This window comes from Actinophytocola sediminis, from assembly GCF_054779715.1.
Genome location: NZ_BAAGXS010000069.1, coordinates 42,999 through 68,359, shown reverse-complemented (window position 1 = coordinate 68,359; position 25,361 = coordinate 42,999). Strand labels below are relative to the sequence as shown.

Here is a 25,361-nt window from a genome sequence, read left to right as displayed (position 1 = left end):
GGCCCCGGCCGCAGCGCCACCGCGAGCACCGCGAGCGTGAGCACGGCCAGCGCCTCGACCGTGGCGCCGCGACGCCGGCGGCGGACCGCGCCGAGGTCGATCAGGCCGGCGGCCACCAGCACGGCGGTGCCGGCCAGGACCCAGGGCCTGCTGAGCCCGACGACCGCGGCGAGCAGGGCCAGCAGGTAGCCGACGGCGAGCATCCTGGCCAACCAGCCACCGGCCAGCCTGCGGGCGAGGATCCGGTCCCGGTCGACGGTGTGCTGCCAGGTCAGCACGGCGGGATCGAGCCAGACGAAGCTACGCGGCAGCATCGACCACCAGGCGAGCGCGATGGTGACGAGCACCAGCGCGAGCGCGAGGTCGGCGGCGGGCGCGACGCCGATGATCTCGCGCACCCGGTCGAGCCGGAAGAAGGCCATGACCAGGACGCCGATGGCCAGCACCGCGCCGATGGTGCGCTCGTCGCCGGTGAGCCACCGGGTGGCGAAGGCCCTCATCCGAGCGTGATCACCTGGTCGGCGAGGTCGAGCAGGGGTGGGTGGTGGGTGGCCAGCACGATCGTGCGGCCCTGGTCGCGCTCGGCGGCGACGATGTCGGCGAGCCACTCCTTGCCCTGTACGTCCAGGGCGCGTTCCGGTTCGTCGAGCAGGAGCACCTGGTGGGGGCGGGCGATGGCGCCGAGCAGCAGCAGCCGGCGGCGCTGGCCGGCGGAGAGGTGGTAGGCGTGCACGTCGGCGCGCTCGCCGAGGCCGGCGGCGCGCAGCCAGTCGTCCGGGTCGTCGGGGGCGTCGAAGCTCTCCAGGAGGAGTTCCAGGTGCTGCCGGGTCGACAGTTCGGCGAACAGGTCGGAGTCGTCGAGCAGCACCGCGACGTCGCGGCGGAAGTGGGGGTCGCGTTCGTCCGGTTCGCGGCCGGCGACCTCGACGGTGCCCTCGGTGGGGTGGCGCAGGCCGTAGAGACAGCTCAGCAGGGTGGACTTGCCGCTGCCGTTGGCCCCGGCGAGGACGAGGCAGCTGCCGGCCGGCAGGTCGAGGTTCAGGTCCCGAAACAGCCAGTGCTCACCGGCCACCATGCCCAGGCCGTTGGCGAGGACGCTCATGGGCCGGGCGGCTGGCCGGGCATCGGCGAGGTTACCCACCCGCCCGAGCTTAGCCACGCGTCGACACCGACTACGGACGGCAACAAATCTTCCGAAAATTTCGGGAACGCGGTTCGCCATCTTGATCGCTCCGGTGACCCCTTTCCAGTTCTACAAACCGAAAGGCTCTCGCAACACCACCGAAAATAATTGACAACCATCGGGAGTCGTATCGATACTTTCTGCATTGACAGGCCGCCCTCAACGAGGAGGCGCACGCATGAACTCCCCTGCCCACCAGAAGAGACGCACCGGCCGACTGATTTTCGGCCGGGTCTTCGCCGCGCTGCTGTTCGTGGTCACCGCGACCGTGCCAGGCACCGCGGCGGCTATCGACACCAACCAGACCGGCACCCACAACGGCTACTTCTATTCCTTCTGGACCGACGCCCAGGGCACGGTCTCCATGGACCTCGGCTCCGGCGGCAACTACACCACCTCCTGGCGCAACACCGGGAACTTCGTCGCCGGCAAGGGCTGGGCGACCGGCAGCCGCCGATCGGTCACCTACTCGGGCAGCTTCAACCCCTCCGGCAACGCCTACCTGACCCTCTACGGCTGGACCAGGAACTCGCTCGTCGAGTACTACATCGTCGACAGCTGGGGCGACTACCGCCCGACCGGCGACTACAAGGGCACGGTCACCAGCGACGGCGGCACCTACGACATCTACCGGACCATGCGATACAACGCGCCGTCCATCGACGGCACCCAGACCTTCCCCCAGTTCTGGAGCGTCCGGCAGTCCAAGCGCACCGGCGGCACCATCACCGCCGGCAACCACTTCGACGCGTGGGCCCGCAACGGCATGAACCTCGGCTCCAGCCACCACTACATGATCATGGCGACCGAGGGCTACCAGAGCAGCGGCAACTCCAACATCACCGTCGACGGCACCGGCGGCGGCAACCCCGACCCCGACCCCCAGCCGGGCAACTGCACGGCCAGCCTGTCGGCCGGTGATCGGTGGAGCGACCGGTACAACCTCAACGTCTCGGTCTCCGGCTCGAGCAACTGGGCGGTGACGATGAACGTGCCGTCCCCGGCCAAGATCATCGCCACCTGGAACATCAGCGCCACCTACCCGTCCGCCCAACAGCTGGTCGCCAGACCCAACGGGAACGGCAACAACTGGGGGGTGACCGTTCAGGCCAACGGCAACTGGAACTGGCCGTCGGTCTCCTGTGGCTCGGGCTGACCCACCCCGAGAAACACCGCGCCGCACCGCGCCGGGTGCGGCGCGGTGCTCAGCCCTCGGTGACCGCCAGGTAGGCGGCGATGGTGTCGGCGAGGACCTCCTTGCCCGGCCGCGACCACAGCTCCGCGTTGAACACCTCGACCTCGATCGGCCCGGTGTACCCCGTGTCGGCCACCGCGCGCAGGAACTTCGGGAACTCGACGTGCCCGGTGCCGGGCAGCCCCCGACCCACCAGCACGTCCGCCGGCAGCGGCAGGATCCAGTCGGCCAGCTGGAAGCTCGCGATCCGGTCGCCCGCCGCCGCGATCAGCTCGAAGACCCGCTCGTCCCACCACACGTGATAGGTGTCCAGGGTGATGCCAACCGCTTCCGGCGGGAACGGCTCGGCCAGCGACAGCGCGCCGGTCAACGTGGTGACCACGCTGCGGTCGGCGGCGAACATCGGGTGCATCGGCTCGATCGCCAACCGCACCCCGGCCGCCAGCGCGTGCGGCGTCAGCGCCTCCAGGCCGGCGGCCACTCGAGCCCGCGCCGACTCGAGTGACCGTCCACCGAGGCCGCCGCAGACCAGCACCACGGCCGGCGCCCCCAACTCCGCCGCCTCGTCGATGGCCAGCCGGTTGTCGGCCAGCCAGTCCTCGTCGCCGAAGAAACCGCCGCGGCACAGGGAGCTCACGGTCAGCCCGGCATCGCGGAGCAGTGCCGCGGTGCGCGCGAGGCCGTAGTCCCGGACCGGTTCGCGCCACAGCCCGACCGAGGACACCCCGGCCGCGGCACAGCCGGCGATCACCTCGGGCAGCGGCCAGAACTTCGCCGTCGCCTGGTTGAACGAGAACCTCGTCAAACTCATGCGTCACCACCAGAACGGGCGGCGCCGCCACCCGGATAGAGGGAACTGAGAACACCTCGGGCACGGCCCCAGCCGGCTCGACGAAGAGCCCCGGGCCTGCGCCGGCTGCTGTGTCGCATGGTTACCTCATTCGGGTCCTCGTTGGGCAACGCCGGCCGTGGTGAAGTACGCGCGGGCACGGGCCGCGGCCAGTTCGGGGTCGGGCAGCAGGCCGGCCTCGTCGGCGAGCACGAGCAGCCTGGCGCAGTGGGTGGCCGAGCGGCCCGACTGCAGGCCGCCGACCATGGTGAAGTGCTCCTGATGGCCGGAAAGCCAGGCCAGGAACACGATCCCGGTCTTGTAGAACTGGGTCGGCGCGGCGAACAGGTGCCTGGCCAACGGAACCGTGGGGTCCAGTATGGACCGGAAGCCGGCGACGTCGCCGGCGTCGAGTCGGTGCAGCGCGGGGCCGGCGACCGGGGCGAGCGCGGCGAACACGCCGAGCAGCGCGTCGGAGTGGCCGTGCTCGTCGCCGGCGATCAGCGTGGGGTAGTTGAAGTCGTCGCCGGTGTACATCCGCACGCCGGGTGGGAGCCTGCGGCGCAGCCGGATCTCGAAGTCGGCGTCCAGCAGGGAGACCTTGATGCCGTCGATCTTCGCGGCGTGTTCCTTCAGCAGCGCGAGCACGTGTTCGGCCGCTTCGTCCACATCGGAGGTTCCCCAGTAGCCGGCGAGCGCGGGGTCGAACATCGGCCCGAGCCAGTGCACCAGCACCGGGACGTCCGCCTCGGCGAGCAGGGTGGAGTAGACCGCGAGGTAGTCGTGCGGGCCGCTGGCGGCGGTCACCAGGTGGCGGCTGCACATCAGCACCGGTACCGCGCCGGCCTCGATCACGTCGGCGAGCTGCGCGCGGTAGGCGTCCAGTACCGCCGGCAGGGTCGCCGGGCCAGGTGGCAGCTGGTCGGTGGCCACCCCGGCGACGATCCGCCCGCCTGCCGACCGGGCCTCGGCCGCGCTCCGCCGCACCAGCTCGCGCACCGCCGGATAGTCGAGCCCCATCCCCCGCTGCGCGGTGTCCATCGCCTCCGCGACCCCGAACCCGTTGCGCCACAGGTGATGCCGAAACGCCAACGTCGCGTCCCAGTCCAACACCGCCGGCGCCCCCGCCACGTTCTCCGCCAAGGGATCGGCCACCACGTGCGCCGCCGCATAAGCGACCCGACTCCGCGCCGCCCCCACCGCCCCCGAACCCGCGGCCGGCCCCGGCCCCCGAACCCGATAAACCCGCCCCCCAGGCAACCTGACCGAGGTCATCCCCCCACCCCCCACCGAACGCAGCGAAGGGTCCCTTCGCTGCGCTGGGTGCAGTGAAGGGACCCTTCGCTGCGTTGGGACACGGTCACGTCAGCTCCGGGATGACCTGGCGGTTGCCCTCGGCGGCCGCTTTCAGGCCCAGTTCGGCCAGTTGGACGCCGCGGGCGGCGGCGTAGAGGTCCCAGGGGAACGGCTCGTCGGCCACCACGTGGCGCAGGAACTTCTCCCACTGGACACGGAAGCCGTTGCCGAACACCTCGTTGTCCGGGACCGTCGCCCAGTCGCCGCGCTGGTCGACGTTCGCCGGCAGGTCCGGGTCCCACACCGGGCGCGGGGTCGCGGTCCTCGGTTGCGCCCGGCAGTTGCGCAGACCGGCGACCGCGCTGCCGTGCGTGCCGTCCACCTGGAACTCGACCAGCTCGTCGCGGGCCACCCGCACACACCAGGACGAGTTGAACTGCGCGATGACCCCGCCGGCCAGCTCGAAGATCGCGTACGCCGCGTCCTCCGCGGTCGCCGCGTACTCCCTGCCCTCCTCGTCCCACCGGCGCGGGATGTGCGTCGCGGTGACGCACTGCACCGCGTTCACCCGGCCGAACAGGTGCTCGAGCACGTAGTGCCAGTGCGGGAACATGTCCAGCACCATGCCACCGCCGTCCTCGCGCCGGTAGTTCCACGACGGCCGCTGCGCCGGCTGCCAGTCACCCTCGAACACCCAGTAGCCGAACTCCGCGCGCACCGAGAGCACCTGACCGAAGAACCCGCTGTCCACCAACCGCTTGAGCTTCATCAGCCCCGGCAGGAAGATCTTGTCGGCCACCACGCCGACCTTGACCCCGGCCGCGTCGGCCGCGCGGGCCAGCGCCAGCGCGCCGTCCAGGTCGGCGGCCACCGGCTTCTCGCTGTAGATGTGCTTGCCGGCCTCGATCGCCGCCGCGACCGCCTTCTCCCGCCGCTGGGTGGTGAGCGCGTCGAAGTAGATCTCGACGTCGTCGCGGTGCAGCGCGGCGTCCAGGTCGGTGGTCCAGTCGGTCAACCCGTGCCGCGTGGCGATGTCGGCGAGCTTCTGCTCGTTGCGCCCGACCAGCACCGGTTCCGGCCACAGCACCGTGCCGTCGGCCAACGGCAGGCCGCCATCGGCGCGAATGGCCAGCAGCGACCGGACCAGATGCTGCCGGTAGCCCATGCGCCCGGTCACGCCGTTGAGCACGACGCCGATCGGTCGCCGCTCGGGGCTGTTGGTCATGCGGGACTCCCTCTGAACTCCGTGACTGTGAACTCGGTGACTGTGAACTCGGTGACTGTGAACTCAGTGACTGTTGGCCGAGCCGAGCATTTCGCGGATCTCCCGGGTGAGCGTGCCGAACACGGGATCGGTCATCACCTGCGCGTAGTCCCGGTCCCTCGGCAGGTCGACGTTCAGCGTGCGCAACAGCCTGCCCGGCCGCTGGCTCATCACCACCACCTGGGTGCCGAGGAAGACCGCCTCCGCGATCGAGTGGGTGACCAGCAGGATCGTCGTGCCGGTCTCCCGCCAGATCCGGTTCAGCTCGGCGTTGAGCTGCTCACGGGTGAGTGCGTCCAGCGCGCCGAACGGCTCGTCCATGAGCAGCACCGGCGGCTCGTGCAGCAGCGCGCGGCACAGCGCCACCCGCTGCTGCATGCCGCCGGACAGCTCGTGCGGCAACGCCTCCTCGAATCCGGACAGGCCGGTCAGCTCAATCAGCTCGGCCGCCCTGGCCGCCGCGTGCGCCTTGTCCATGCCGCGCATCTCCGCCTGCAGCAGGATGTTCTTGCGCACCCCGCGCCACTCCAGCAACGCCGCGCGCTGGAAGGCGAAGCCGATGTTCTGCCGGGGCCCGGCGACCGGCTCGTCGAGCAGGCGCACCGTGCCCGTGGTCGGCGCCACCAGCCCGGCGATCACCTTGAGCAGCGTGGACTTCCCGCAGCCGGACGGGCCGACGATGCTGATGAACTCGCCCGCCTCGACCTGCATGGTGACGTCGTCCAGCGCGGTGGTGGCCGATCGCTTGGACCGGAAGCGGACGGTCAGGCCGGCGACGTCGACCGCCGTGCCGGTGAGCGTGGGGGTCATCACGACCCCGACTCGGCCGCGTGGCTGCCGTCCCAGTAGGTCGCCGGCTCACCGGCGTCGGCCAGCTCGGCGTACTGCGACATCAGGCCGATGGTGTCGGTCCACTGCTCCTCGGTGTTCACCCCGGGCGCGCCGGCACTGTCCAGCTGCAGCAACGGTTCGGCCAGCTCGAGCTGCTGGGTCAGCACCTCCTGCGGCGGCTCGTTCTCCGCCAGGTCGGCCATCGCCTGCGCCGCGCCGGGGATGTCCTTGACCGCCTCCGCCCAGGACTTCTGCGTCGCCCGGACGAACCTGGTGACCAGTTCCGCGTTCTCCGACAGGGTCTTCTCGCTGGCCACGATGCCGGTGCCGAGCATGTTCAGCCCGGAGTCGGCGTAGAGCAGGTAGTCGACCTGCTTGCCGGTGCGCGCCTCGATCGTCGGGCCCTGGTCGTGGAAGAAGCCCATGATCGCGTCCACCTGGCCCTCGGCCAGCTGCGCGATCTTGTTGGCCGCGTCCATGTTCACCACGGTGACGTCGTTCGCGGTCAGCCCGTTGGCCTTGAGCCACGCGGGGAACGTCGCGTACATCGCGTCCCCCGGGGTGCCGCCGACGGTCTTGCCCTTGAGGTCCTGCGGCTTGGTGATGTTCTGGTCGGACAGGAACTCCAGCGACGCCGGGCCCTTCTGCAGGAACACCCCGACGCTCTTGACCGGCATGCCGGTGGCGATCCCCTTGAGCAGCGGCGGGGTGTCCGCCCAGCCGAACGTGGTCTGGTCCTGGGCGACGGCCTGGATGGTGGTGCCGGAACCGTTGCCCGGCTTGATCTCCAGGTCGATGCCCTCGTCGGCGTAGAAGCCCTGGTCGACGCCGTAGTAGAAGGGCGCGTGCTCGCCGTAGGGCACCCAGTTCAGGGTCAGCGTCACCTTGTCGGCGTCGGCGGGCGCGTCGCCGCCCTGGCCGGACTCCGACGCGCCGCCGGGTGCGCAGGCGCCGAGCACCAGGACCGCGGCCGAGAAGCCGAGAAGAATGCGCTTGGCGTTCATGTACAAGCCCTTTCAGGAGGTCGTGAGCGGGGTGGTCGCACGGCGGCTGGCGTGCCACGGGATCAGCAGCGCCTCCACCACCTCGACCACCACGAACAGCAGGATGCCGATCAGCGACATCAGGAACAGCGCGGCGAACAGCATCGCCGAGTCCAGATTTCCGTTGGCTATCAACAAGGTGTAGCCAAGACCCTCACTGGCGCCGACGAACTCGCCGACCACCGCACCGACCACCGCGAGGGTCACCGCCACCTTCTCGCCGGCCATCAGGTGCGGCAACGCGTTGGGGAAGCGGATCTTGCGGAAGGTCTGCCAGCGGGAGGCGCCCATGGTGGCGGACAGCTCGAGCAGCTCCGGGTCGGTCGAGCGCAACCCGGCGACCCCGGAGACGACGACCGGGAAGAACGCGATCAGCACCGCCAGCAGGATCTTGGGCGTCAGCCCGTTGCCGAACCACACCACCAACAGCGGCGCGATGGCGATCTTCGGGATCACCTGTGCGAACAGCACGATCGGGTACAGCGCCTTGTCCATCGACGGCGAGTACACGATCAGCACCGCGGTGGCCAGCCCGAGCACGCTGGCGAACACGAACCCGATGACCGTCTCGTAGAGCGTGACGTAGGAGTGGTACATCAACGACGACCAGTCGTTGGCCATCGTGTCCCACACCTGGCCGGGGGTCGGCACCAGGTAGTGCGGCATCCACTCCCGCGCGCTGGCGAACCACCAGAGGAAGAACAGCGCCCCGAGCAGGATCGCCGGTCGCCACAACGCGTCGAGGAAGCGCAGCAGCCGCGCGCCGAGATCGCGTCGGCGCCCCGGGGTCGTCGGCGCCGACCGGTTGGTTGGTTGTACGTCCTTGGACGTCACCATGCTGGACACTCTAGGCCACCACCTTCTCCACGATGACCGCGTTGATCCGCCAGTACTGCGCTACGTCGATGCCGAACGTGACGTCTACCGTGCGGCCAGCCGGCCCACCGTCCACAGTGAACTGATCCCAGCCCCAGCGGTTGGTCGCCACCGGCACCCCGCCGTCCACCACCCGCTCGCCGTCGACGGTGACCACGATGGGCTGGGCGGCGAACTGGGAGTCCCCGCGCAGCAACGACACCGTGTGCGCGCCCGCCGGGATCGTCAACCGCAGGGTCGCCGGGCCCTGCGAGGTCACCATGTCCCCGCGCAACGCGTCCGGCGCGCCGCGGTCGCGGGACTCCAGCCCGGTCGCCGCCACCCAGCCGAACCCGGTCTGCGCCGAGTAGCCGGTGGTCGGGTCGAGTCGCTGGTATCCCTGCTGCGGCTGGCTTTCCGGCGAACCCGCGTCCAGCGAGTACACGGCACGCTTGGTCGACGGCGCCAGATAGCTCGTCGCGCTCGCCCGGCCGGCCACTCGCACGCCACCGGTCGCGGTGGCGGTCGCGGACAGCCGCGCCTCCAGCAGCGGACCGGTCACCGCGCCGGGTTCCGGTGAGGTGAACCGGATCCGCACCCGCACGGTCTGGTGCCGTGGCACCTCGACCCGGACCGGGGTCTGGGTCCACTCCGCCGGCACGTCCAGCCCGACGGTCGCGGTGACCCGCCGGTTGGTGTCGTTGACCAGGTCGACCTCCGCGTGCCCGGCGTCGCCGGCCGAGATCGGCGCCGGCAGCGTCAGGTTCGCCAGTTCCACCTGGGAGCCGAACTCGAACCGGTCGAGGTTGAACAGCGTGCCGGTGGTCGCCGGGTTGGTGAACACCAGGAACAGCTCGTGCGTGCCGCCGGGGTCGGTGACCGGCGCGGTCACCTCGGTCCAGGTCGTGCCGCCGCCGGTCACCGGGACCGCGACGCTGCCGAGCAGCGGGCCGGTCGGCTCGTCCTGGCGGATCTCGATCGTGCCGCCGTTGGCCTGGCTGGCCACCCGGAAGCGGAGCAGCGGCACGCCCGTGAGGTTCACCGGGGTGTAGCTCACCCAGTCGCCGTGGTGGATCTGGCCGACCAGGCCGGCGCTGACGCCGTCCGCGGTGTTGCCGACGATCCGCACGCCGTTGGCGCTGTCGTAGTGGTCGGCCTGCTTGGTCCTCGGTTGCAGCACGGCCCGGTCGGTGCGCGTCAGCCCGCCGGTGTCCGCATAGGACGACTCGACGTAGTACTCGACGTCCTCGGCCGTGGTGTGCGTCTCGTCGATCACCGTCTCCACCGGACCGGTACAGCCGGTCCGCCTGCCCATCGGGTGGTCCTGCCTGGCGTGGCGCAGCCCGTACTCGGTTTCCACCTCGCGGCAGCCGATCGTGCCGTCCTCGGTGAACCCGTCCTCGATGTCGGCCACGTCGACGGTCAGCGGGATCGGCACGCCCCAGTCGAAGACCTGACCGTCCACAGGGGACTCCAGGGTGACCTCCGGCGCGGTGTTGCCGACGGTGACCCGGATCTCGGTCGAGTCGGTGCGCCCGGTCTCGTCGGTGACGGTCAGCGTCGCGGTGTACTCGCCGTTCTCGGTGTAGGTGTGCACCGGCTGCACGTCGGTGGCGTCGGTGGTGCCGTCGCCGTCGAAGTCCCAGGCGTGGCCCAGTTCCTGGCCATCGTCGGGGTCGGCCGAGGTGTTGGCGAACTGGACCCGCAGCGGCGCCGCGCCCGACGACGGGGTCGCCCCGGCCGCCGCGCTGGGCGCCCGGTCACCCGGCCGGAGGTAGTCGATCCGGTAGAGCGCCGAGTCGAAGTTCGGGTCGCCGCGCCCGGAGCCGCCGTAGTTGGAACCCCACTCGATCAGGTAGAGCGCGCCGTCCGGCCCGATCTCCATGTCCATCGGCCGCAGGAACGGCTCGTTGGGCAGGAACCTGTTGATGGACAACGCCTCGCCCGCCTCGCCGTCCTTCACCTCGAAGATGGCGTTGCGGGTCCAGTCGGCGATGAACACCGAGTCGTCGTAGTAGGCCGGCAGTTTGGTCTCGGACTCGAGGTCGGGGTCGTAGTGGTACTTCGGCCCACCGACCGCCAGCCGGCCGCCGGTGCCCAGTTCCGGCCACTGCGTGGAGGCGTCGTAGGGGTAGGGCAGCCAGGCGGGCTGTGCTGGCGGGAGTTGGGTGAGGCCGGTGTTGTTGGGCGAGTTGTTCACCGGCCCGTTCGCGCAGTCGTATGGCGCGCCGGAGACACCGGTGTCGAAGTCGTACTCCACATAGGCCTGGTTGTCCGCGATACACAGTGGCCAGCCGAAGTTGCCGGCCGACTTGGCCAGGTTGAACTCGTCGTGCCCCTTGGGTCCCCTTGCCGGGTTGTCCGCCCGCGCGTCCGGGCCGACCTCGCCCCAGTAGAGCCAGTCGGTCTCCTGGTCGATGTGGATCCGGTAGGGGTTGCGCAGCCCCATCACGTAGATCTCCGCGCGGGCCTTGTCCGTGCCGGGCGAGAACAGGTTGCCTTCGGGGATCGTGTAGGTGCCGTCGTCCTCGGGGTGGATCCGCAGGATCTTGCCGCGCAGGTCGTTGGTGTTGGCCGAGGTGCCCTGCGCGTCCTGGTTCTGCCGGCCGGCGCGCTCGTCGATCGGCGCGTAGCCCTCGCAGCAGGGGTCGGCGTTGTCGCCGGTGGCCAGATAGAGGTTGCCGTGGCTGTCGAAGGCCATCCCGCCGCCCTCGTGGGCGTTGATCTCGCGCTGGGAGAAGAACTCGAACTGCACGACCTCGCTCGTGGGGTCGATCTTCATCGCGGACTCGTCGAAGGTGAACCTGGACAGGCGGTTCACCCCTTTGTCCGCGGGCGAGTAGTAGAGATAGATGAAGCCGTTCTCGTCGAAGTCGGGGTGCAGCACCAGACCGTGCATGCCGTGGGTGTGGTTGACCAGCACGTTGAGCCGGCCGGCCTCGTGGCTGTAGCCGACCGCCGGGTCGTAGACCTTCACCCAGCCCTGGCGCTGGATGTAGAAGACCCGACCCTTCGAGTCGATCTCCAGGTCCAGCGGGTCGTCGGTGTCGGCCTCGAGCAGGGTCTTGCGCCAGCGGTTGTCCTCGGTCGGGCCGCAGTCGCCAGCCGCCGCGCCGGCCGCCCATTCGATGCCGCCGAGCAGGTGGGTGCGGAACAGCGGCTCGTCGAACGCCGACGGGTCGTGCCCGAGGCCGGTGTACCAGGAGCGGCCGCCGTCGAAGTCCTGGCACCAGCTGATCGGGTGGTCGGCGCCCATGGTGTGGCCGGTGTAGCTGCGGACGTCGAAGCTGGCCAGCACGTGCACCGAGCCGCGCGGGTTGGCCACGAAGTCGTATGGCTCTTCGGTGCGCTCCCACACCTGCGGTAGGTCCTTTGTGGACGGATGGTCGCGGTCGTCGACCTGGATGGCCACCGGCTGGACGGCCGGGTGCACCTTGAAGAACGCGCCCATCAGCTCGCCGTACCACGGCCAGTCGTACTCGGTGCCGCTGGCGGAGTGCACGCCGGTGTAGCCGCCGCCCGCGCGGATGTAGCGCTCGAACGCGGCGCGCTGGGCCGGGTCGAGGATGGCGCCGTTGCGGCTGTTGGTGTTGTTGAAGACCACCGCGTCGAACGGGGCCAGCCCGTCGTCGGTGAACAGCGCCGGGTCGTCGGAGACGGTGACGTCGAAGCCGTGTTCCGCGCCGAGCTCGGTGATCGCCTGCTGTCCCGCCGGGATGGAGTCGTGGTAGAAGCCGTTGACCTTGGAGAAGACCAACACCGAGAACCGGGCCTGTGCCACAGCCGGTTGGGCGGTGACAAAAGTGCCGATGACCAGGGACAACACGAACGTGATGACGATGGACCGGTTGCGCACGACATCCTCCTGCCGAGGGCCACACTGCCAGGCAAGCGCTTTCCTGCGACTCTATTGCGCACCGCCCCCTCAGGCAAGGGCTTTCCCGTTACTCTTCGACCGGCGGCAGGTAGGTGTCCAGCAGTCCGCACATGCCCAGCCGGCCGCGCTCGGACGGCTGCGCGATGGCGTGCACCCTGGCGTCGCGCAGGTGGCCGGGGTCGCCCCGGCCGAGCGCGTCCAGGTGCACCCCGGTGAGCTGGGCGACCCGGAAGGCGCCGTTCTCCCAGCGGTTGCGCCAGGCGTCGAGCAGCGGTCGCTTGAGCGCGACGGCCGCCTCGTACAGCTGGGCCATCGCGCGCGGGCCGTCCCGCTCGACGGCCTCCCGGAGCTGCATGAAGCCCTCGATGGCCAGGTCGCGCCTGGTGTAGGCGGTGCCGACGTCGGTGCCGGGGGCGCCGCCGCCGGGCAGCGTCGCCGCCGTGGCGTACCGCTCGGGATCGCGCAGGACCTCGGGCGGGAAGGTGAACACGGCGTCGCCCGCCTCCGGCAGGCCGGAGTTGGCCATGACCACGACGATGTCCAGGCCGCCGAGGTTGATCAGCCGGTGCACGGTGCCCGGGGTGAACCACAGGACGGTGCCGGGGACCAGTTCGTGCTCGGCGAAGCCGTTGCCGGAGAGGGTCTGCACGGCACCCTTGCCGGCGGTCACCACGTAGGCTTCGGTGCAGCACAGGTGCAGGTGGGGGGTGCCGCCAGGGCGGCCGTCGGGGGTGACCGTGTCGTACACGCACAGCCGGGACAGGCCGACGCCTCCTGGTAACGGGTCACTCATCGAGCCGCCCCCGGTTCGTCGGCCGAGATCACATACACTTTCGTGCCCACAGGCCGCCTCCTGGCGCGAGGAAAGGGCTTTCCTTGTAATCTGACGCTAGGCCCGCAGGAGCCGGGCGTCAACGTGAAGGTAGGTGCGACATGGCCACGCTCGCCGATGTCGCGCGACGCGCCGGGGTGTCCGCGGCGACGGTCTCGCGGATCGTGAACGGCAGTCCCAAGATCGTTTCCGAGGAACTGCGGGAACGGGTGCTGCGCGCGGTCCAGGAACTGCAGTACGTGCCGAACGCGCACGCCCAGCTGCTCGCCCGGTCCCACCGGACGACGGTGGGCGTGATCGTGCACGACGTGTCCGATCCCTATTTCGCCGAGATCACCCGAGGACTGCAGCGGGTGGCCAGCGAACACGACCGGCTGGTGATCATCTGCAACTCCTACCGCGACCCCGAGCGGGAGCTGGAGTACGTCGAGCTGCTGCGCGCCCACCAGGTCGAGGCGATCATCCTCGCGGGTTCCGGGTACCACGATCCGGCGTTCACCAAGTCACTCAACGCCAAGCTGAGCGCCTACATGGCCACCGGCGGGCGAGTCTCGGTGGTCGGCCGGCACAAGCTGGCCGGGGACGCGGTGATGCCGGCCAACGAGCAGGGCGCCTACCTGATCGGCCGGGAGATCTTCGAGGCGGGCCACAGGCACATCGGCGTGGTGGCCGCGCCCAAACAGCTGACCACCACGACCGACCGGCTGGCCGGCCTGCGCCGGGCGGCGCGTGAGTACCGCCGCACGCTGCCCGCGCGGCGGATCGAGTACGCCGAGTTCGACCGCGACGGCGGCGCGGCGGCGACCGCCGCGCTGCTGGACGCCGAGCCGAAGCTGACCGCGATCGTCGCGCTGAACGACTCGATGGCGATCGGCGCGCTGTCGGTGTTGCGCGCGCGGGGCGTCGCGGTGCCCGAGGAGGTGTCGGTGGTCGGTTTCGACGACATGCCGATCGCCCAGGACGTGACCCCGGCGCTGACCACGGTCCGGTTGCCGCTGGTGGAGATCGGCGCGCGCGCCATCGGCCTGGCGCTGGAGGCCCAGCACCCGAACCCGAGGGTGGAGGAGGCGGGCGCGACGGTGGTCCACCGCGAGTCCCTCGCCCCACCCCGGGCAGGCTGAGGCTCAGCCGGCCTCGGCCGGTGCCCAGAAGTTGGCCCACTCGTCGCCTTCTTCGCTGACGGTCTCGTCCGGCAGGTCACGCGCCGAGGCCTTGTCCGGAATGGCGTCCAGGACGGCCTGGGGCACCTGGTGGATCTTGCCGCCGGCGGCGAGGAACGCCTGGAAGCCCGGCTCGCGCGGGTTGGGGACCCGGGTGCGCACCGCGATGGAGTTGAACTCGTGGGCGTACTCGACCTTGAACACGACGTCGCCGTAGGTGTTACCGGACCCGGGGATCGGCGTGCGGCTGTCGCCCTTCAGGAACCTGACCATGTCCTCGTCCTCGTCCTCTCCTGGCGCGTCGCCGACCGGAGGCCCGGCGGCGAGCTGGTTCATCTGGCCGATGACGGCCATCGCGTGCCGGCCGGGGCAGGCGGTCTGCGCGCCCGGCGCCTGCTGGTGCCCACCGTTGAGCCGGGCCGCCCGCCACCAGCCGACGGCGTGGCCGTGCTGGAGCAACGCGGCCACCGCGGTGATCTGCTGGCCGGTGACCGGCTGGGTGTCGTAGTTGCCGATGAGCACGATCGCGCGCGCGATCGAGTTGCGGTTGGCGGTGTGCGCGCCCTGCCGGTCGACGCCGTGGCCCTCGTAGACCCGGCCAGATGGCATGACCGCGAACGTGTAGCTGATGCCCCCGCCGAACCGCTGCTGCCCGATGTCCTCCAGGGTGCGCATCGCGGCCGCCTCGAGGGCGAGATCGGCGGCTGGTGCGCCGGTCACCGAGTGGTGCAGCCACACCTCCTGTGCCGGCAGCGGTGCCGGCCCGAACCCGCGCTGGTAGCGCGCTCCCCAACGCGCTCTGCTGATGATGCTCAGGGTCGCCATGACGAGTTAACCCCCTTCGCGTGAAAGCGCTACGTAGTTCTTCCACTACACACGTAGCACACGAACGGGCAGTTCAGTCGATTTTTTTCGCCACATTCGTGATGTTCGGCGTTGACGGCTGGTAGTTGTCCCAGCTGAGTCGGCAATCGCGATATCTGTATATGAAACATGCGCAGAAACCATGATCCGGCTACGTACAGCAACCGATCGCCTGCGCCGCCCAGCGACCTGGTCATGAAGGCATCAACAACCAGCGGAACACCAGTTCCCCCCGGTCAACACACCAGCAAGCCACCCCGGATGTGGGACACTTGCCTGGACAAAATACGACCAACAATCCAGGTTGATGATCATGAACGCTCGCCGGTACGAAACCTCCCACCCGTGGCTCACCTTTCGGTACGACCCCCGGTTCGACCCGACACACACGCTGCTCGGCGAAGCGTTCTCCAAATGTCAGCACCTCGCCGGCACCCCACTCCAACCTGGCCTCGCCAAGCACCTGGCGAGCGTCTACCTGGTCAAGGGCGCGGTCGCCACCACCGCCATCGAGGGCAACACCCTTACCGAGGAGGAGGTGCACGAACTTCGTGATCAACGCAAGCAGCTCCCCCCTTCGCAGAGGTACCTTCAGCAGGAGATCGACAACGTCATCGCCGCACTGAACCGGATCGACCAGTCCGCCAGACGCGGCGACTCCCTGCGCCTGACCCCTGAGTGGATCAAGGAACAGAACCGCCGGATCCTCGACAGCCTCGAGGTCGCCGAGCATGTCGCCCCTGGCGAGTACACTGACACACCGCTCGCGGTGGGCAGCGTCTACCGGGGCGCGCCACCGGCCGACATTCCATACCTGATGGAAAAACTGTGCGAATGGCTCAACAAGTGGATCGAGCCGATTCGCGATCCGAACACACCGGACGACCAGCGGTTCTTTCAGTCGTTCTTCGCCGCGGTCCTCGGCCATCTCTATCTGGCCTGGATTCATCCGTTCGGCGACGGGAACGGCCGAACAGCCCGCCTGCTCGAATGCGCGCTCCTGGCACACTCCGGAGTTGTGCCATGGGTGGCCAGCAACCTCCTCTCGGATCACTACAACCGGACCCGCAGCCGGTACTACCAACGCCTCGACGAGGCGTCGAAAACGCGGGACGTGCGCAAGTTCGTGGCCTACTCCGCCCAGGGATTCGTCGACATGCTCCGCGAGCAGATTCTTGAAGTCCAGTCCATGCAACGGAGTACCGCCTGGATCAACTTCGTGCACGAGCGCTTCCACACCGAATCCGCCGGAAAAACGCAGCAACGACGTCGCCTGCTCGCGCTGACGCTTGAACCCGGCAGGCCGACCACGCGGCGGGAGATCCGTCGCCTCAGTGTAGATCTGGCCGAGCTGTACGCCACAAAGGAGGAGAAGACCGTCACCCGGGATCTCAACCGGCTCGCCCAGATGGGACTGATCAGACGAGTCAACAACGGATATCTCCCCAACATCGAAATCATGGACGCATTTCTTCCCGCCGCCCGCGCCAACCTTCCCGACATGAGCGACCCCACCGATCAGTGACCGACCGCTAACCAAGCGAAATGACCAGCGCGGACACCCCCGTCACGATTCACAAGATCAACACGACATTCGTACATGAAACGATCACAACGACTACATCCCCACTTTCCGCAACAACCGACCGACCAGTTTCCCCAACCGGCGCCGCCCGTGCCGCCGCCGGAATCCCGGCAGAAGAAGCGCCGGTGGCCCTGGGTCATCGTCGGCCTGTTCGCCGTCATCGTCGTGCTGGCAGTCGCCCGCAACCCGTCGACCGAGGACACGACCGAGAGCGCGCCCGCGAACGAGACGGAGACGCCCGCCGGACCGGCGACCACCGTCACGAGTGGCACGTACGAGGTGGGCGCCGACATCCAGCCAGGTCAGTACAAAACCCCAGGTCCGCCCGAAGGTGACGTCATCGGCACCTGTTACTGGGCCCGGCTCACGGACGACAGCGGCGCACTGAAGTCGATCATCGCCAACGCCAACCTCGAAGGCCCGGGGTCGGTGACGATCAACCCCGGCGAGTTCTTCGAAGCGTCCGGGGAGTGCATCTGGACGCGGGTCCGATAAGCGCGCAGGTCAGCGCGCCCCAAATCGAGCCGGCCGGACAGGTCCCGGCGTTCGAGGATCAGGACGACCAGAGCTCCGGGGGCGTTCGTCGATCCTCCCGGCCTGAGAACCCGCAGCGATCACCGCCGCCATCGCCGATCCCGGATTACTCGGACACGGCCTGGCACCCCATAGCCCAGACCGGTTACCCAGAGGGTACGGTCAGACACGTTCTGATGTTCGACAGCTTGGTCACGGGTCCATCTTGATGCTCAACATACGTCTCGCGCATGCCGACGTGTTGGGCGTGCGCAAGGAGGCCGGGTGACCCGGACTTGGCAGTATTACAGCCCGCCCGGTGGCGGCGAGCCTGTGGCCAAGGAGATCAAGAAGGCTGGGCTCACGCTTGGCGAACTCGGTCAGCTGGACGAGGTCATGGCGCGCGTCGCCGAGGGCCGAACGCTCCCGAAGGACACGAAGCCCATTCGGGACGGAGTCCACCAGTTCAAGCTGAACCTGCGACAGCGCAGCTACCGACTGCTGTATGCCGAGGTCGATGACGGCCTCGTGCTGCTGGCGCTGCACTTCTTCAGCAAGAAGAAGCAGAAAGATCAAGATGCGGTCGACCTGGCGGTTGACCGCCTGCGCACGTGGCGGGCGTCGCAGTAGCACGCCTGTGACTGGTGAAATTATCGCCTGCGGGCGATACTGGAGATGACTGGCGAAGGGGAGTATGTGATGGCAACCGGTCTTCTCTCTCTGCTGGGGATCGACGAGAACGATCCCCGGATCGCGGCTGGCAGGAAGGTAGCCGCACAACTCGCCGACACCGTGGAGAAACTGGTCCGTGCGCGACGGGATCGCGGACTCACGCAGGCTGCGGTCGCCGAACAGATGGAGACCACCCAGTCGGCCGTGTCCAACTTCGAACGGATCGGCGGCGATCCGAAGCTCTCGACCATCCTGCGTTACGCCAACGCCATAGGCGCACAGGTGCACATCGGCGTCAGCTTTGACGGCCACGCTCCAGTCACCACCAGCCAGTCAACTCGGGTGACGGCACGCAGCGCCGAAGCTGGGATGCCCAGCGTCGCGCACCCGTCCGGTGTCTATGTCGCCGCTGACCAACCGATCATGGTCGCAGCTCGGTGAAGGTGACAGTCCTGCTCGCCGACTCCGCACAGAGCGACAGTGCGACCGGCAAGCTGCACGCTCTGGGGATGGGGTGGACCACTACGTCCGCGGTGACGGGGCCGATGGCCGTGATCACGATGGTCACCTTCGAGCGTCAGGAGGAGGCTGCAGGAACGCATTCCATCGGCCTGACGCTGGTCGATGAGGAGTACGAACCTGTCGCGATCAATCCGGCCGGCGAACATCTCACAGTCAAGGCCGATGTAGCTGTTGGCGCCAAGGGCGACACCGTGGAAGGGGCACCGGCGGTCGCATCGTTAGCGATCAACGTGGGTCCAGGTCTTCAACTCGAACCTAGCAAGCTCTACCGATGGCAGGCCAGCGTCAATGACGGCTCCGCAGAGGAATGGTCGGCAACCTTCGTGACCAGACCCGTACAAGCGCCCAAGGAATGACGCGCACCGGACGCAGCAATCCGCAGTTCAGCCCAGCGCCGGTAGCACAGCGTACTGGCGAAGGCACAGGTCGGGATAGGTCACCGGGCCGCGAGGGCCGGGCACCTTGTCGATGTTGATGCCGGTCTCCGGCACGCCGAGCATCTTGAAGCCGTCCAGCAGCCGGGTCGGCACATTCCAGAAGACCCCGGTCCCCGCGTAGGCGGCGATGAACTCCTCTGCCCTGGCCTCGTCGGCGGTCACGACGCAGGCCGCGAGGCCGGAGGTCTCCTCGTTGGCCACCCGCGCGGCATCGGCCACGCCGTCCACCGGCAGCACCGTCACGGTCGCCTCCCGGTCGGCGTCCAGCGCCCACTCGTAGCCGACCGGATGGGTGTGCGGCGGCAGCGACAGCTCGATGTCCATTTCGGACAGTACGGTCCGGACACCCGACAGCACCTCGTCGTAGCGATCCCGGTGCAGCAGCAACAGGTTGAGCCGGTTGCAGACCCCCAGCCGGTCCAGGCTCCGCCTGATCAGGTCCAGCGCCAGCCCGAGATCCGCGGCCGCGTCGACGTACAGCACGCCACCGCCGTCGGCGTGCGCCAGCGTGCGCACCCCGTGCTTGGCCGCCAACAGGCCCAGCTCCCGGGTGCTGTCCCCACTGCCCCGCAGGATCACCAGCGGCACCGACTCCGGCAGGCTGACCAGCGCGCCCGCCGCGGCCCGGTCGGCGCTGGGCACCAGCTGGATCGCGTCCGGGTCGATGTCCACATCGGACAGTGCGGGCGCGATGACCTCGCGGACCAACGTCATCGCCGAGCCCAGCGCCGCCGAGCCGGTGCGCAGCACGCCGGCGTTGCGGGACTTGACCAGCTGGGACGCCACGTCGACGGTCACGTTCGGCCGCGCCTCGTAGTTGGCGCCGATCACCCCGACCGGCCGCCTGCGCTCGATCAGCCGCAGTCCCCCGGCCAGCTCACCGATCTGCACCGACCGGGTCGGGTGCGGCGCGCCGGCCAGCAGGTGCAGCGCCTCGGCCATCGCCGTCAGCCGGTCGTCGGTGATCCGCAGCCGGTCGAGCAGACCCTTGCTCATTCCGCCGGCCACGGCCGCGTCGACATCGGCCTGGTTGGCCTCCAGCACCGTCGACCGCGCGGCGCTCAGCCGGCCGGCCATCGCCGCCAGCGCGCCGTCGATCGCCTGGTCAGTGGCGTTCGCGAGCGCCGGGGCGGCCTTCTTGGCCGCGGTGGCGCAGGCCGCGACCGTCGCGGTGACAGCAGTGGGTTCGACATCCAGGACCGACATGCCCACCAGTCTGCCTCACCCCAGCAGCCACCCGGTCGCGACCACCAGACACCCCACGTCGACGAGCAGGAAGATCCCCACCCAGAACAGCCCCGGCGCGCCGGTGAGCCGGGCGAGCTGGTCGGCGTCGGAGTCCCGTGCCCGTCCCCGGCGGCGCTTGGCCTGCAGTTCGACGACCGACCGCAGGCCACCGAGCAGCAACAGCCAGGTGATCACGTGCGCGAACGCGGACTGCACCTCGTCCTGCGCCAACCACGCCACACCGACCAGCACCGCGCCGCTGGCCAGCACCGAGAACACGCCGTACACGTTGCGCACCATGACCAACACGCCGAGCAACAGCAGCACACAGGCGACCAGCAGGCCGGTCACCCGCTCGGCGCCGAGCAGCGCGGCGAACCCCAGCCCGAGCAGCGACGGGGCGACGTAGCCGGCGAAGCCGGTGAGCACCATGCCCGGCCCGTACGGCTTCCCCTTGCTGACCGTGAGCCCCGAGGTGTCCGAGTGCAGCCGGATGCCGGCCAGCCTGCGCCCGGCCAGCACCGCGACAAGCGCGTGCCCGGCCTCGTGCACGATCGTGATCACGTGCCGCGCCGGCCGCCACAGCACCGACAGCGCGACGACCACCAGCGCGACCCCCGCCGTGACGAGCACCATCGTGTTCGGCGAGGCGAGCTGGCTGCCGAAGATGTCGTCCAACACTCGCCTAGCTGATCACACGATCGGTCTGGTCCGTGTCAGTCGGTGGCGCCCAGTCGAACATCCCGGTCATCGCGCGCACGAACACCGAGGTCGGCAGCAGGCGCAGTGCCAGGTCGCGGGCGGTGCGCCCGGCGCGGGCGGACATGATCGCCGTCTTCCCGGCCATCCTGGCCCGCTTGGCCAACCGCTGGGTGCGCGGGCGGCGCAGCTCGTCGTAGCGGCGCAGGGCGGCGTCGATGTCCCGGGACCCGTTGGCCAGCACGGCGAGCGTGGCCGCGTCCTCCAGCGCCTGGCAGCCTCCCTGCGCGATGTTCGGCGTCATCGCGTGCGCGGCGTCGCCGAGCAGCACGACCCGGCCGTTGACATAGCTCGACAGCGGGGGCAGGTAGTGGATGTCGTTGCGCAGCACCTGTTCGGGCCGCGCGGACGCGAGCAGCTCGGCGATCGGGTCGTGCCAGTCACCGAACCGGCGGCGCAACTCGGCCAGCTCGTCGTCGGGGGCGCGGCCGCCGGCCGGCACCGCGGCCGAGGCGTAGCAGTACGCCCGGCCGCCCGGCATCGGGAACGCGCCGAACACCGCACCGGGGCCCCAGGTCTCGGCACCCTCCAGGCCCGGCGGCAGCGGCAGGACCATCCGCCAGGCGGTGGAGCCGGCGTAGCGCGGCGGGCGCGCGGCGGGGAAGGCCGCCCGCCGGACCGCACTGCGCACGCCGTCCGCGCCGACGACGAGGTCGACCGCGAGCTCGCCGCCCTCGTACTCGACGACGGTCCGCGCGCCGTCCTGGCGCAGGCCGCGCACCCGGGCGCCGGTCAGCCGGCACTCGGCCGGGACGCCGGCGAGCAGCGCCGCGAGCAGCTCGGCCCGGTGGCTGATCACGGCGGTCGACGAGAGGTCGGCGACATCCGCGCGGCCGCCGACCCGCACCAGCCACGAACCGCGCCAGTCGCGCAGCCCGCCGATGCCGCCGAGCCGCTCGGTGGTCAGCCCGGCAGCGGCGCCGACCGTCTCCAGGGCCCGGAAGGCGTTGGGCCACAACGAGATTCCCGCGCCGACCTCGGAGAACTCCGGGGCCTGCTCGAGCACCCGTACGGTCCAGCCGCCGCGCACCAGTCCAGCGGCCGCGGCGAGCCCGCCGATGCCCCCGCCGACCACCACCGCTGTTCGTTCCATGACAACCCCTCCTCTACAGCTGTAGTGACTCTACATCCGTAGAGTACCCGCGTGACAACCGACCGGCGGACACTCATCGCGGACGCGGCCATCGCCACCCTCGCGGCCGACGGCATGCGCGGGCTCACCCACCGCGCGGTGGACCGGACCGCCGGCCTGGCCGAGGGCTCCACCTCGTACTACTTCCGCACCCGGGAAGCGTTGATCTTCGCGGTGCTCGCGCGGCTGGCCGAGCAGGACGCCGAGGACATCGGCGAGCTGTCCGGCCTCGACGCCCCGCCGACACCCGACGGGCTGGCCAGGCTGATGGCCGGGCTGGTGCGCAGGTGGCTGACCAGCGGCCGGACCAGGACCCTTGCCCGCTACGAGCTGACGCTGGAGTCGACGCGGCGCCCGCGGCTGCGGGCACGGCTGGTCGAGCACGGTGTCGGCTTCGTGGCGATGGCCGAGAAGATGCTCGCCGCGGCCGGTGCCGACGAGCCCCGGCGGCGGGCCGACGAGCTGACCGCGTTCCTCGACGGGTTGCTGTACTACCAACTCGTCGGCGTCGGCGCGGACGCGTTCGACGACGACCGGTTGTTGGCCGTGTGCCAAGACGTCCTGGCCTTGGCGTTCCGGCGGGCCTAACGTGCTTCCTGTGGACCTTGAGGATGTATACGAGCACATCGCCTACGCGGTCGCCGACCAGGTCGCGACCATCACCCTCGACCGGCCGGCCGCGCGCAACGGCTACACCGTGCGGATGTCCGACGAACTGGCGGCCGCGTTCGCCGTGGCCGACGCGGACGAGACCGTCCGGGTGGTCGTGCTCACCGGTGTGGGCAAGGACTTCTGCGTCGGCGCGGACCTGTCGGCCGGCGGTCTGGACGTTGGTTCGGCCGACGACGATACCTGGGTGGAGCCCGCCGGGCGGTGCTCGATGCGGATCTTCGCGATGAACAAGCCGGTGATCGCGGCGCTGCGCGGCGCGGCGGTCGGCGCCGGGTCGACGATCATCCTGCCGGCCGACTTCCGCCTGGCGTCGACGGACTCCCGGTTCGGCTACGTGTTCTCCCGGCGGGGCCTGTATCCCGAGGGCGCGTCGACGTGGTTCCTGCCCCGGCTGGTCGGTCTGGGCCGGGCGATGGACTGGATGGTCAGCGGCCGGGTCTTCGACGTGCACGAGGCGCTGGCCGCGGGGCTGGTCACCGCCGTGCACGAGCCGGCGGAAGTCCTGGACAAGGCCTACGAGCTGGCCAGGTCACTCATCGAGACCACCGCGCCGGTCTCGGTGGCCGTGATCCGCCAACAGCTCTACCGCATGTCCCCGCTCGACTCCCCGCAACCGGCCGAGAACCTGGACTCCCGCCTGATCGCGAGCAGCATCACCAACCCCGACACCGCGGAAGGCATCCTCTCCTTCCTCCAACGCCGCCCGCCCACCTGGCACCAGTCCGTGCCCACCGACCTCCCGCCGTTCCTCCCCTGGTCCTGACGCCGAACGCTCAGATGTCCAGGACGTCGGCGGTCGGGGTGTCGGCGAACAGGGAGTCGATCTCGTCGCGGTACTTCGTCGCGATCGGCTTGCGGCGCAGCTTCATCGTCGGCGTCAGCTCGTCGCCGCCCGGGTCCCAGGCGGCCGGCAGGATCCGGACGCGCTTGAGCTGCTCCACCCGGGCGAGTTTCTCGTTGCCCGCCCGCACTCCCGCCACCACGGCCGCCCGAACCTCCTGGTGGGCAGCCAGATCGTCCAGTGAGGACGACGAGATCCCGTGCTGGGCGGCGAAACCGGCGGCCGCGTCCGGATCGAGCACCACCAGTCCCGCGATGTAGGGCCGGTCGTCGCCGATCGCCACCACCTGGCCGATCAGCGAGGTCGCCGCCTTGATCGCGTTCTCGATGTTGGACGGCGACATGTTCTTGCCGGCCGCGTTGATGATCAGTTCCTTCTTGCGGTCGACGATCCGCACGTAGCCCTCGGCGTCGATCTCCGCGATGTCGCCGGTGTGCAGCCAGCCGTCGGCGTTGATCGCCTCCGCGGTCCGGTCGGGATCGTCGCGGTAGCCACGCATGATCGTCGGACCCCTGGTCAGCAGCTCGCCGTCGTCGCCGAGCTTGGCCTCGACGCCGAGCAGCGGGCGGCCGACGGTGCCGAGCTTGGTGTGGCCGGGCGCGTTCGCCGTGGTCGCGCCACCGGTCTCGGACATGCCCCACACCTCGTAGATGCGGATTCCCAGGCCCCAGAAGAACTCCAGGATGTCCGGGGAGATCGCCGACGCGCCGGACGCGGGCGCGCGCGCCTGGTCGAGCCCGAGCCGGTGGCGCAGTTTGCCGAGCACCAGCTTGTCCGCGAGCCGGTGTTGGAAGGCGAGGATCGGCGGCAGTTGCCGGCCGTCGAGTTCGGCGCGGGCCGCTCTGGTCCCGATGTCGAGGGCCCACGCGGCTATCTTGCGTTTGGGGCCGCTCTGCTCGGCGGCCAGCCCGGTGTCGATGGCGGCCTTGAACTTCTGCCACACCCGGGGCACGGCGAAGAACGAGTGCGGCCGGCAGTCGGTCAGCGCTTCGGCGAGCTTGGTGAGGTCGGCGACGCAGGTGACCTGAATGCCGAACAGGATCGCGAAGTACTGCGAGGTGACCCGGTCGGCGATGTGCGCGGCCGGCAGGTAGGACAGCACCCGGTCGCCCGGCTCGACCGCGAAGAGCACCCGCACCGCGTCCGCCTCGGCAATCACGTTGGCGTGGGTGAGTTCCACGCCCTTTGGCGGGCCGGTGGTGCCGGAGGTGTAGATGATCGTGGCCAGGTCGCCGGGCTCGACGGCCTGCCAGGCGGCGTCGAAGTCGAAGTCCGGGTCGCCCCGGGACTCCAGGTCCGCCAACGACATCGCGCCGTCGGCCGCGCCGTCGACGCACACCACGTGGTCGATCTCGCCGCCCGCCTCGCGGACGCGGGGCAGGAACTTCTCGTCGCAGACCACGACCTTGTTGCCGGCGTTGCCGAACAGGTACCGGACCTGCTCTGGCACGGAGGTGTTGTAGATCGAGAACGGCACGGCGCCCAGGTGCAGCGCGGCCGCGTCGACGAGGTGGTATTCGGGCCGGTTGGTCAGCATCAGGCCGACGGTGTCGCCCCGGCCGACGCCGAGCGCCGCGAGCCCGGCCGCGATGGCGCGCACCCGCTGGTCCCACTGGCGCCAGGTGAACCTGGACTCATCGCCAGGGGTGCGGAGGATGACGCCGTCGGGGACTTTGCGCACAAAGTCCTGGAATGCCGCGCAGAGCGTGGCATACGCCGAGGTCGCCGGGGTCTCGTTGGTCATGTGCACGCTCCGCTGCGGCAGTTGTGGC

At 69.9% G+C, this 25,361-nt stretch carries 23 protein-coding genes and 1 pseudogene; 9 read left to right on the top strand and 15 right to left on the bottom strand.

The features are described from left to right. Together ACYVIP_RS32580 and ACYVIP_RS32575 are read right to left on the bottom strand one after the other, a co-directional pair. Positions 1 to 500 (bottom strand): annotated as a pseudogene (locus ACYVIP_RS32580) (hypothetical protein); the annotation flags it as partial. Further along, positions 497 to 1,159, bottom strand: coding sequence for an ABC transporter ATP-binding protein (locus ACYVIP_RS32575; protein WP_460403370.1), 663 nt, complete (start codon positions 1,157 to 1,159; stop codon positions 497 to 499). The pseudogene ACYVIP_RS32580 and the gene ACYVIP_RS32575, both read right to left, overlap by 4 nt. A gap of 202 nt (positions 1,160 to 1,361) precedes the next feature. Between ACYVIP_RS32575 and ACYVIP_RS32570 the strand changes: the two genes are divergently transcribed. Then, the gene (locus ACYVIP_RS32570) at positions 1,362 to 2,339 is read left to right on the top strand and encodes a glycoside hydrolase family 11 protein (RefSeq protein ID WP_460403368.1); all 978 of its coding nucleotides are present in this window, start codon (positions 1,362 to 1,364) and stop codon (positions 2,337 to 2,339) included. Between the two features lie 49 nt (positions 2,340 to 2,388). On the opposite strand, the gene ACYVIP_RS32565 is transcribed toward ACYVIP_RS32570, so the two are convergent. The 8 genes from ACYVIP_RS32565 to ACYVIP_RS32530 form a co-directional block, all read right to left on the bottom strand. Then, positions 2,389 to 3,189 carry a sugar phosphate isomerase/epimerase family protein gene (locus ACYVIP_RS32565; protein WP_460403366.1) on the bottom strand — a complete coding sequence of 267 codons (801 nt, stop codon included), beginning with the start codon at positions 3,187 to 3,189 and terminating at the stop codon, positions 2,389 to 2,391. Between the two features lie 126 nt (positions 3,190 to 3,315). Further along, positions 3,316 to 4,482: a dihydrodipicolinate synthase family protein gene (locus ACYVIP_RS32560; RefSeq protein WP_460403364.1), complete on the bottom strand. Its 1,167-nt coding sequence runs from the start codon at positions 4,480 to 4,482 to the stop codon at positions 3,316 to 3,318. 85 nt (positions 4,483 to 4,567) lie between these two features. Beyond that, positions 4,568 to 5,728, bottom strand: a complete 1,161-nt coding sequence (locus ACYVIP_RS32555) for a Gfo/Idh/MocA family protein (RefSeq protein ID WP_460403362.1) — start codon at positions 5,726 to 5,728, stop codon at positions 4,568 to 4,570. A 63-nt stretch (positions 5,729 to 5,791) separates the two neighbouring features. Further along, positions 5,792 to 6,577: an ABC transporter ATP-binding protein gene (locus tag ACYVIP_RS32550; RefSeq protein WP_460403360.1), complete on the bottom strand. Its 786-nt coding sequence runs from the start codon at positions 6,575 to 6,577 to the stop codon at positions 5,792 to 5,794. After that, positions 6,577 to 7,602 (bottom strand): ABC transporter substrate-binding protein, encoded by a 1,026-nt coding sequence (locus tag ACYVIP_RS32545; protein ID WP_460403358.1) that lies wholly within the window; start codon positions 7,600 to 7,602, stop codon positions 6,577 to 6,579. The genes ACYVIP_RS32550 and ACYVIP_RS32545 overlap by 1 nt, the downstream gene beginning before the upstream one ends. Positions 7,603 to 7,614: 12 nt before the next feature. Next, positions 7,615 to 8,478: an ABC transporter permease gene (locus ACYVIP_RS32540; RefSeq protein WP_460403356.1), complete on the bottom strand. Its 864-nt coding sequence runs from the start codon at positions 8,476 to 8,478 to the stop codon at positions 7,615 to 7,617. A gap of 10 nt (positions 8,479 to 8,488) precedes the next feature. Beyond that, on the bottom strand, positions 8,489 to 12,352 hold the full coding sequence (locus tag ACYVIP_RS32535) for a ThuA domain-containing protein (protein WP_460403354.1): 3,864 nt from the start codon (positions 12,350 to 12,352) through the stop codon (positions 8,489 to 8,491). An 88-nt stretch (positions 12,353 to 12,440) separates the two neighbouring features. Next, positions 12,441 to 13,166: a cupin domain-containing protein gene (locus tag ACYVIP_RS32530; RefSeq protein ID WP_460403352.1), complete on the bottom strand. Its 726-nt coding sequence runs from the start codon at positions 13,164 to 13,166 to the stop codon at positions 12,441 to 12,443. A gap of 140 nt (positions 13,167 to 13,306) precedes the next feature. Here ACYVIP_RS32530 and ACYVIP_RS32525 point away from each other — a divergent pair, with 140 nt between their 5' ends. Further along, complete coding sequence (locus tag ACYVIP_RS32525; RefSeq protein WP_460403350.1) at positions 13,307 to 14,326, top strand: LacI family DNA-binding transcriptional regulator; 1,020 nt, start codon at positions 13,307 to 13,309, stop codon at positions 14,324 to 14,326. 3 nt (positions 14,327 to 14,329) lie between these two features. On the opposite strand, the gene ACYVIP_RS32520 is transcribed toward ACYVIP_RS32525, so the two are convergent. Beyond that, a complete protein-coding gene (locus ACYVIP_RS32520) occupies positions 14,330 to 15,190 on the bottom strand; it encodes an N-acetylmuramoyl-L-alanine amidase (protein WP_460403348.1) in 861 nt (286 codons plus the stop codon). Positions 15,191 to 15,536: 346 nt separating this feature from the next. On the opposite strand from ACYVIP_RS32520, the gene ACYVIP_RS32515 reads away from it, so the two are divergent. The 5 genes from ACYVIP_RS32515 to ACYVIP_RS32495 all read left to right on the top strand — a co-directional run bounded on the left by ACYVIP_RS32515 (position 15,537) and on the right by ACYVIP_RS32495 (position 18,877). After that, positions 15,537 to 16,754, top strand: coding sequence for a Fic family protein (locus ACYVIP_RS32515; protein ID WP_460403346.1), 1,218 nt, complete (start codon positions 15,537 to 15,539; stop codon positions 16,752 to 16,754). A gap of 150 nt (positions 16,755 to 16,904) precedes the next feature. Next, on the top strand, positions 16,905 to 17,309 hold the full coding sequence (locus ACYVIP_RS32510; RefSeq protein WP_460403344.1) for a hypothetical protein: 405 nt from the start codon (positions 16,905 to 16,907) through the stop codon (positions 17,307 to 17,309). A 303-nt stretch (positions 17,310 to 17,612) separates the two neighbouring features. Further along, positions 17,613 to 17,957 carry a type II toxin-antitoxin system RelE/ParE family toxin gene (locus ACYVIP_RS32505; protein WP_460403342.1) on the top strand — a complete coding sequence of 115 codons (345 nt, stop codon included), beginning with the start codon at positions 17,613 to 17,615 and terminating at the stop codon, positions 17,955 to 17,957. Between the two features lie 69 nt (positions 17,958 to 18,026). Further along, on the top strand, positions 18,027 to 18,440 hold the full coding sequence (locus tag ACYVIP_RS32500; RefSeq protein ID WP_460403340.1) for a helix-turn-helix domain-containing protein: 414 nt from the start codon (positions 18,027 to 18,029) through the stop codon (positions 18,438 to 18,440). After that, the gene (locus tag ACYVIP_RS32495) at positions 18,437 to 18,877 is read left to right on the top strand and encodes a DUF6941 family protein (protein WP_460403338.1); all 441 of its coding nucleotides are present in this window, start codon (positions 18,437 to 18,439) and stop codon (positions 18,875 to 18,877) included. Before ACYVIP_RS32500 ends, ACYVIP_RS32495 begins: the two co-directional genes overlap by 4 nt. A 27-nt stretch (positions 18,878 to 18,904) precedes the next feature. Here ACYVIP_RS32495 and ACYVIP_RS32490 read toward each other — a convergent pair whose 3' ends face one another. Genes ACYVIP_RS32490 through ACYVIP_RS32480 form a run of 3 tightly spaced genes read right to left on the bottom strand, consistent with a single transcriptional unit; the run spans position 18,905 to position 22,037 of the window. Further along, entirely contained in the window at positions 18,905 to 20,164 is a 1,260-nt protein-coding gene (locus tag ACYVIP_RS32490) for an aldehyde dehydrogenase family protein (RefSeq protein WP_460403336.1), read from the bottom strand. 15 nt (positions 20,165 to 20,179) lie between these two features. Beyond that, positions 20,180 to 20,821: a M50 family metallopeptidase gene (locus ACYVIP_RS32485; RefSeq protein ID WP_460403378.1), complete on the bottom strand. Its 642-nt coding sequence runs from the start codon at positions 20,819 to 20,821 to the stop codon at positions 20,180 to 20,182. A gap of 49 nt (positions 20,822 to 20,870) precedes the next feature. After that, positions 20,871 to 22,037, bottom strand: a complete 1,167-nt coding sequence (locus tag ACYVIP_RS32480) for an FAD-dependent monooxygenase (protein ID WP_460403334.1) — start codon at positions 22,035 to 22,037, stop codon at positions 20,871 to 20,873. A 51-nt stretch (positions 22,038 to 22,088) separates the two neighbouring features. Here ACYVIP_RS32480 and ACYVIP_RS32475 point away from each other — a divergent pair, with 51 nt between their 5' ends. Next, positions 22,089 to 22,664 (top strand): TetR/AcrR family transcriptional regulator, encoded by a 576-nt coding sequence (locus tag ACYVIP_RS32475; protein WP_460403332.1) that lies wholly within the window; start codon positions 22,089 to 22,091, stop codon positions 22,662 to 22,664. A gap of 10 nt (positions 22,665 to 22,674) precedes the next feature. Further along, positions 22,675 to 23,511: an enoyl-CoA hydratase-related protein gene (locus tag ACYVIP_RS32470; protein ID WP_460403330.1), complete on the top strand. Its 837-nt coding sequence runs from the start codon at positions 22,675 to 22,677 to the stop codon at positions 23,509 to 23,511. Between the two features lie 10 nt (positions 23,512 to 23,521). On the opposite strand, the gene ACYVIP_RS32465 is transcribed toward ACYVIP_RS32470, so the two are convergent. After that, positions 23,522 to 25,333, bottom strand: coding sequence for an AMP-dependent synthetase/ligase (locus tag ACYVIP_RS32465; RefSeq protein ID WP_460403328.1), 1,812 nt, complete (start codon positions 25,331 to 25,333; stop codon positions 23,522 to 23,524). Positions 25,334 to 25,361: the final 28 nt, after the last annotated feature.

Coding starts and splice junctions, on each gene's coding strand:
- ACYVIP_RS32545 (WP_460403358.1), bottom strand. CDS start 7,602: ATGAACGCCAAGCGCATTCTTCTCGGCTTCTCGGCCGCGGTCCTGGTG.
- ACYVIP_RS32540 (WP_460403356.1), bottom strand. CDS start 8,478: ATGGTGACGTCCAAGGACGTACAACCAACCAACCGGTCGGCGCCGACG.
- ACYVIP_RS32480 (WP_460403334.1), bottom strand. CDS start 22,037: ATGGAACGAACAGCGGTGGTGGTCGGCGGGGGCATCGGCGGGCTCGCC.
- ACYVIP_RS32465 (WP_460403328.1), bottom strand. CDS start 25,333: ATGACCAACGAGACCCCGGCGACCTCGGCGTATGCCACGCTCTGCGCG.
- ACYVIP_RS32565 (WP_460403366.1), bottom strand. CDS start 3,189: ATGAGTTTGACGAGGTTCTCGTTCAACCAGGCGACGGCGAAGTTCTGG.
- ACYVIP_RS32500 (WP_460403340.1), top strand. CDS start 18,027: ATGGCAACCGGTCTTCTCTCTCTGCTGGGGATCGACGAGAACGATCCC.
- ACYVIP_RS32555 (WP_460403362.1), bottom strand. CDS start 5,728: ATGACCAACAGCCCCGAGCGGCGACCGATCGGCGTCGTGCTCAACGGC.
- ACYVIP_RS32525 (WP_460403350.1), top strand. CDS start 13,307: ATGGCCACGCTCGCCGATGTCGCGCGACGCGCCGGGGTGTCCGCGGCG.
- ACYVIP_RS32485 (WP_460403378.1), bottom strand. CDS start 20,821: ATGGTGCTCGTCACGGCGGGGGTCGCGCTGGTGGTCGTCGCGCTGTCG.
- ACYVIP_RS32490 (WP_460403336.1), bottom strand. CDS start 20,164: ATGTCGGTCCTGGATGTCGAACCCACTGCTGTCACCGCGACGGTCGCG.
- ACYVIP_RS32530 (WP_460403352.1), bottom strand. CDS start 13,166: ATGAGTGACCCGTTACCAGGAGGCGTCGGCCTGTCCCGGCTGTGCGTG.
- ACYVIP_RS32570 (WP_460403368.1), top strand. CDS start 1,362: ATGAACTCCCCTGCCCACCAGAAGAGACGCACCGGCCGACTGATTTTC.
- ACYVIP_RS32550 (WP_460403360.1), bottom strand. CDS start 6,577: ATGACCCCCACGCTCACCGGCACGGCGGTCGACGTCGCCGGCCTGACC.
- ACYVIP_RS32560 (WP_460403364.1), bottom strand. CDS start 4,482: ATGACCTCGGTCAGGTTGCCTGGGGGGCGGGTTTATCGGGTTCGGGGG.
- ACYVIP_RS32515 (WP_460403346.1), top strand. CDS start 15,537: ATGATCATGAACGCTCGCCGGTACGAAACCTCCCACCCGTGGCTCACC.
- ACYVIP_RS32520 (WP_460403348.1), bottom strand. CDS start 15,190: ATGGCGACCCTGAGCATCATCAGCAGAGCGCGTTGGGGAGCGCGCTAC.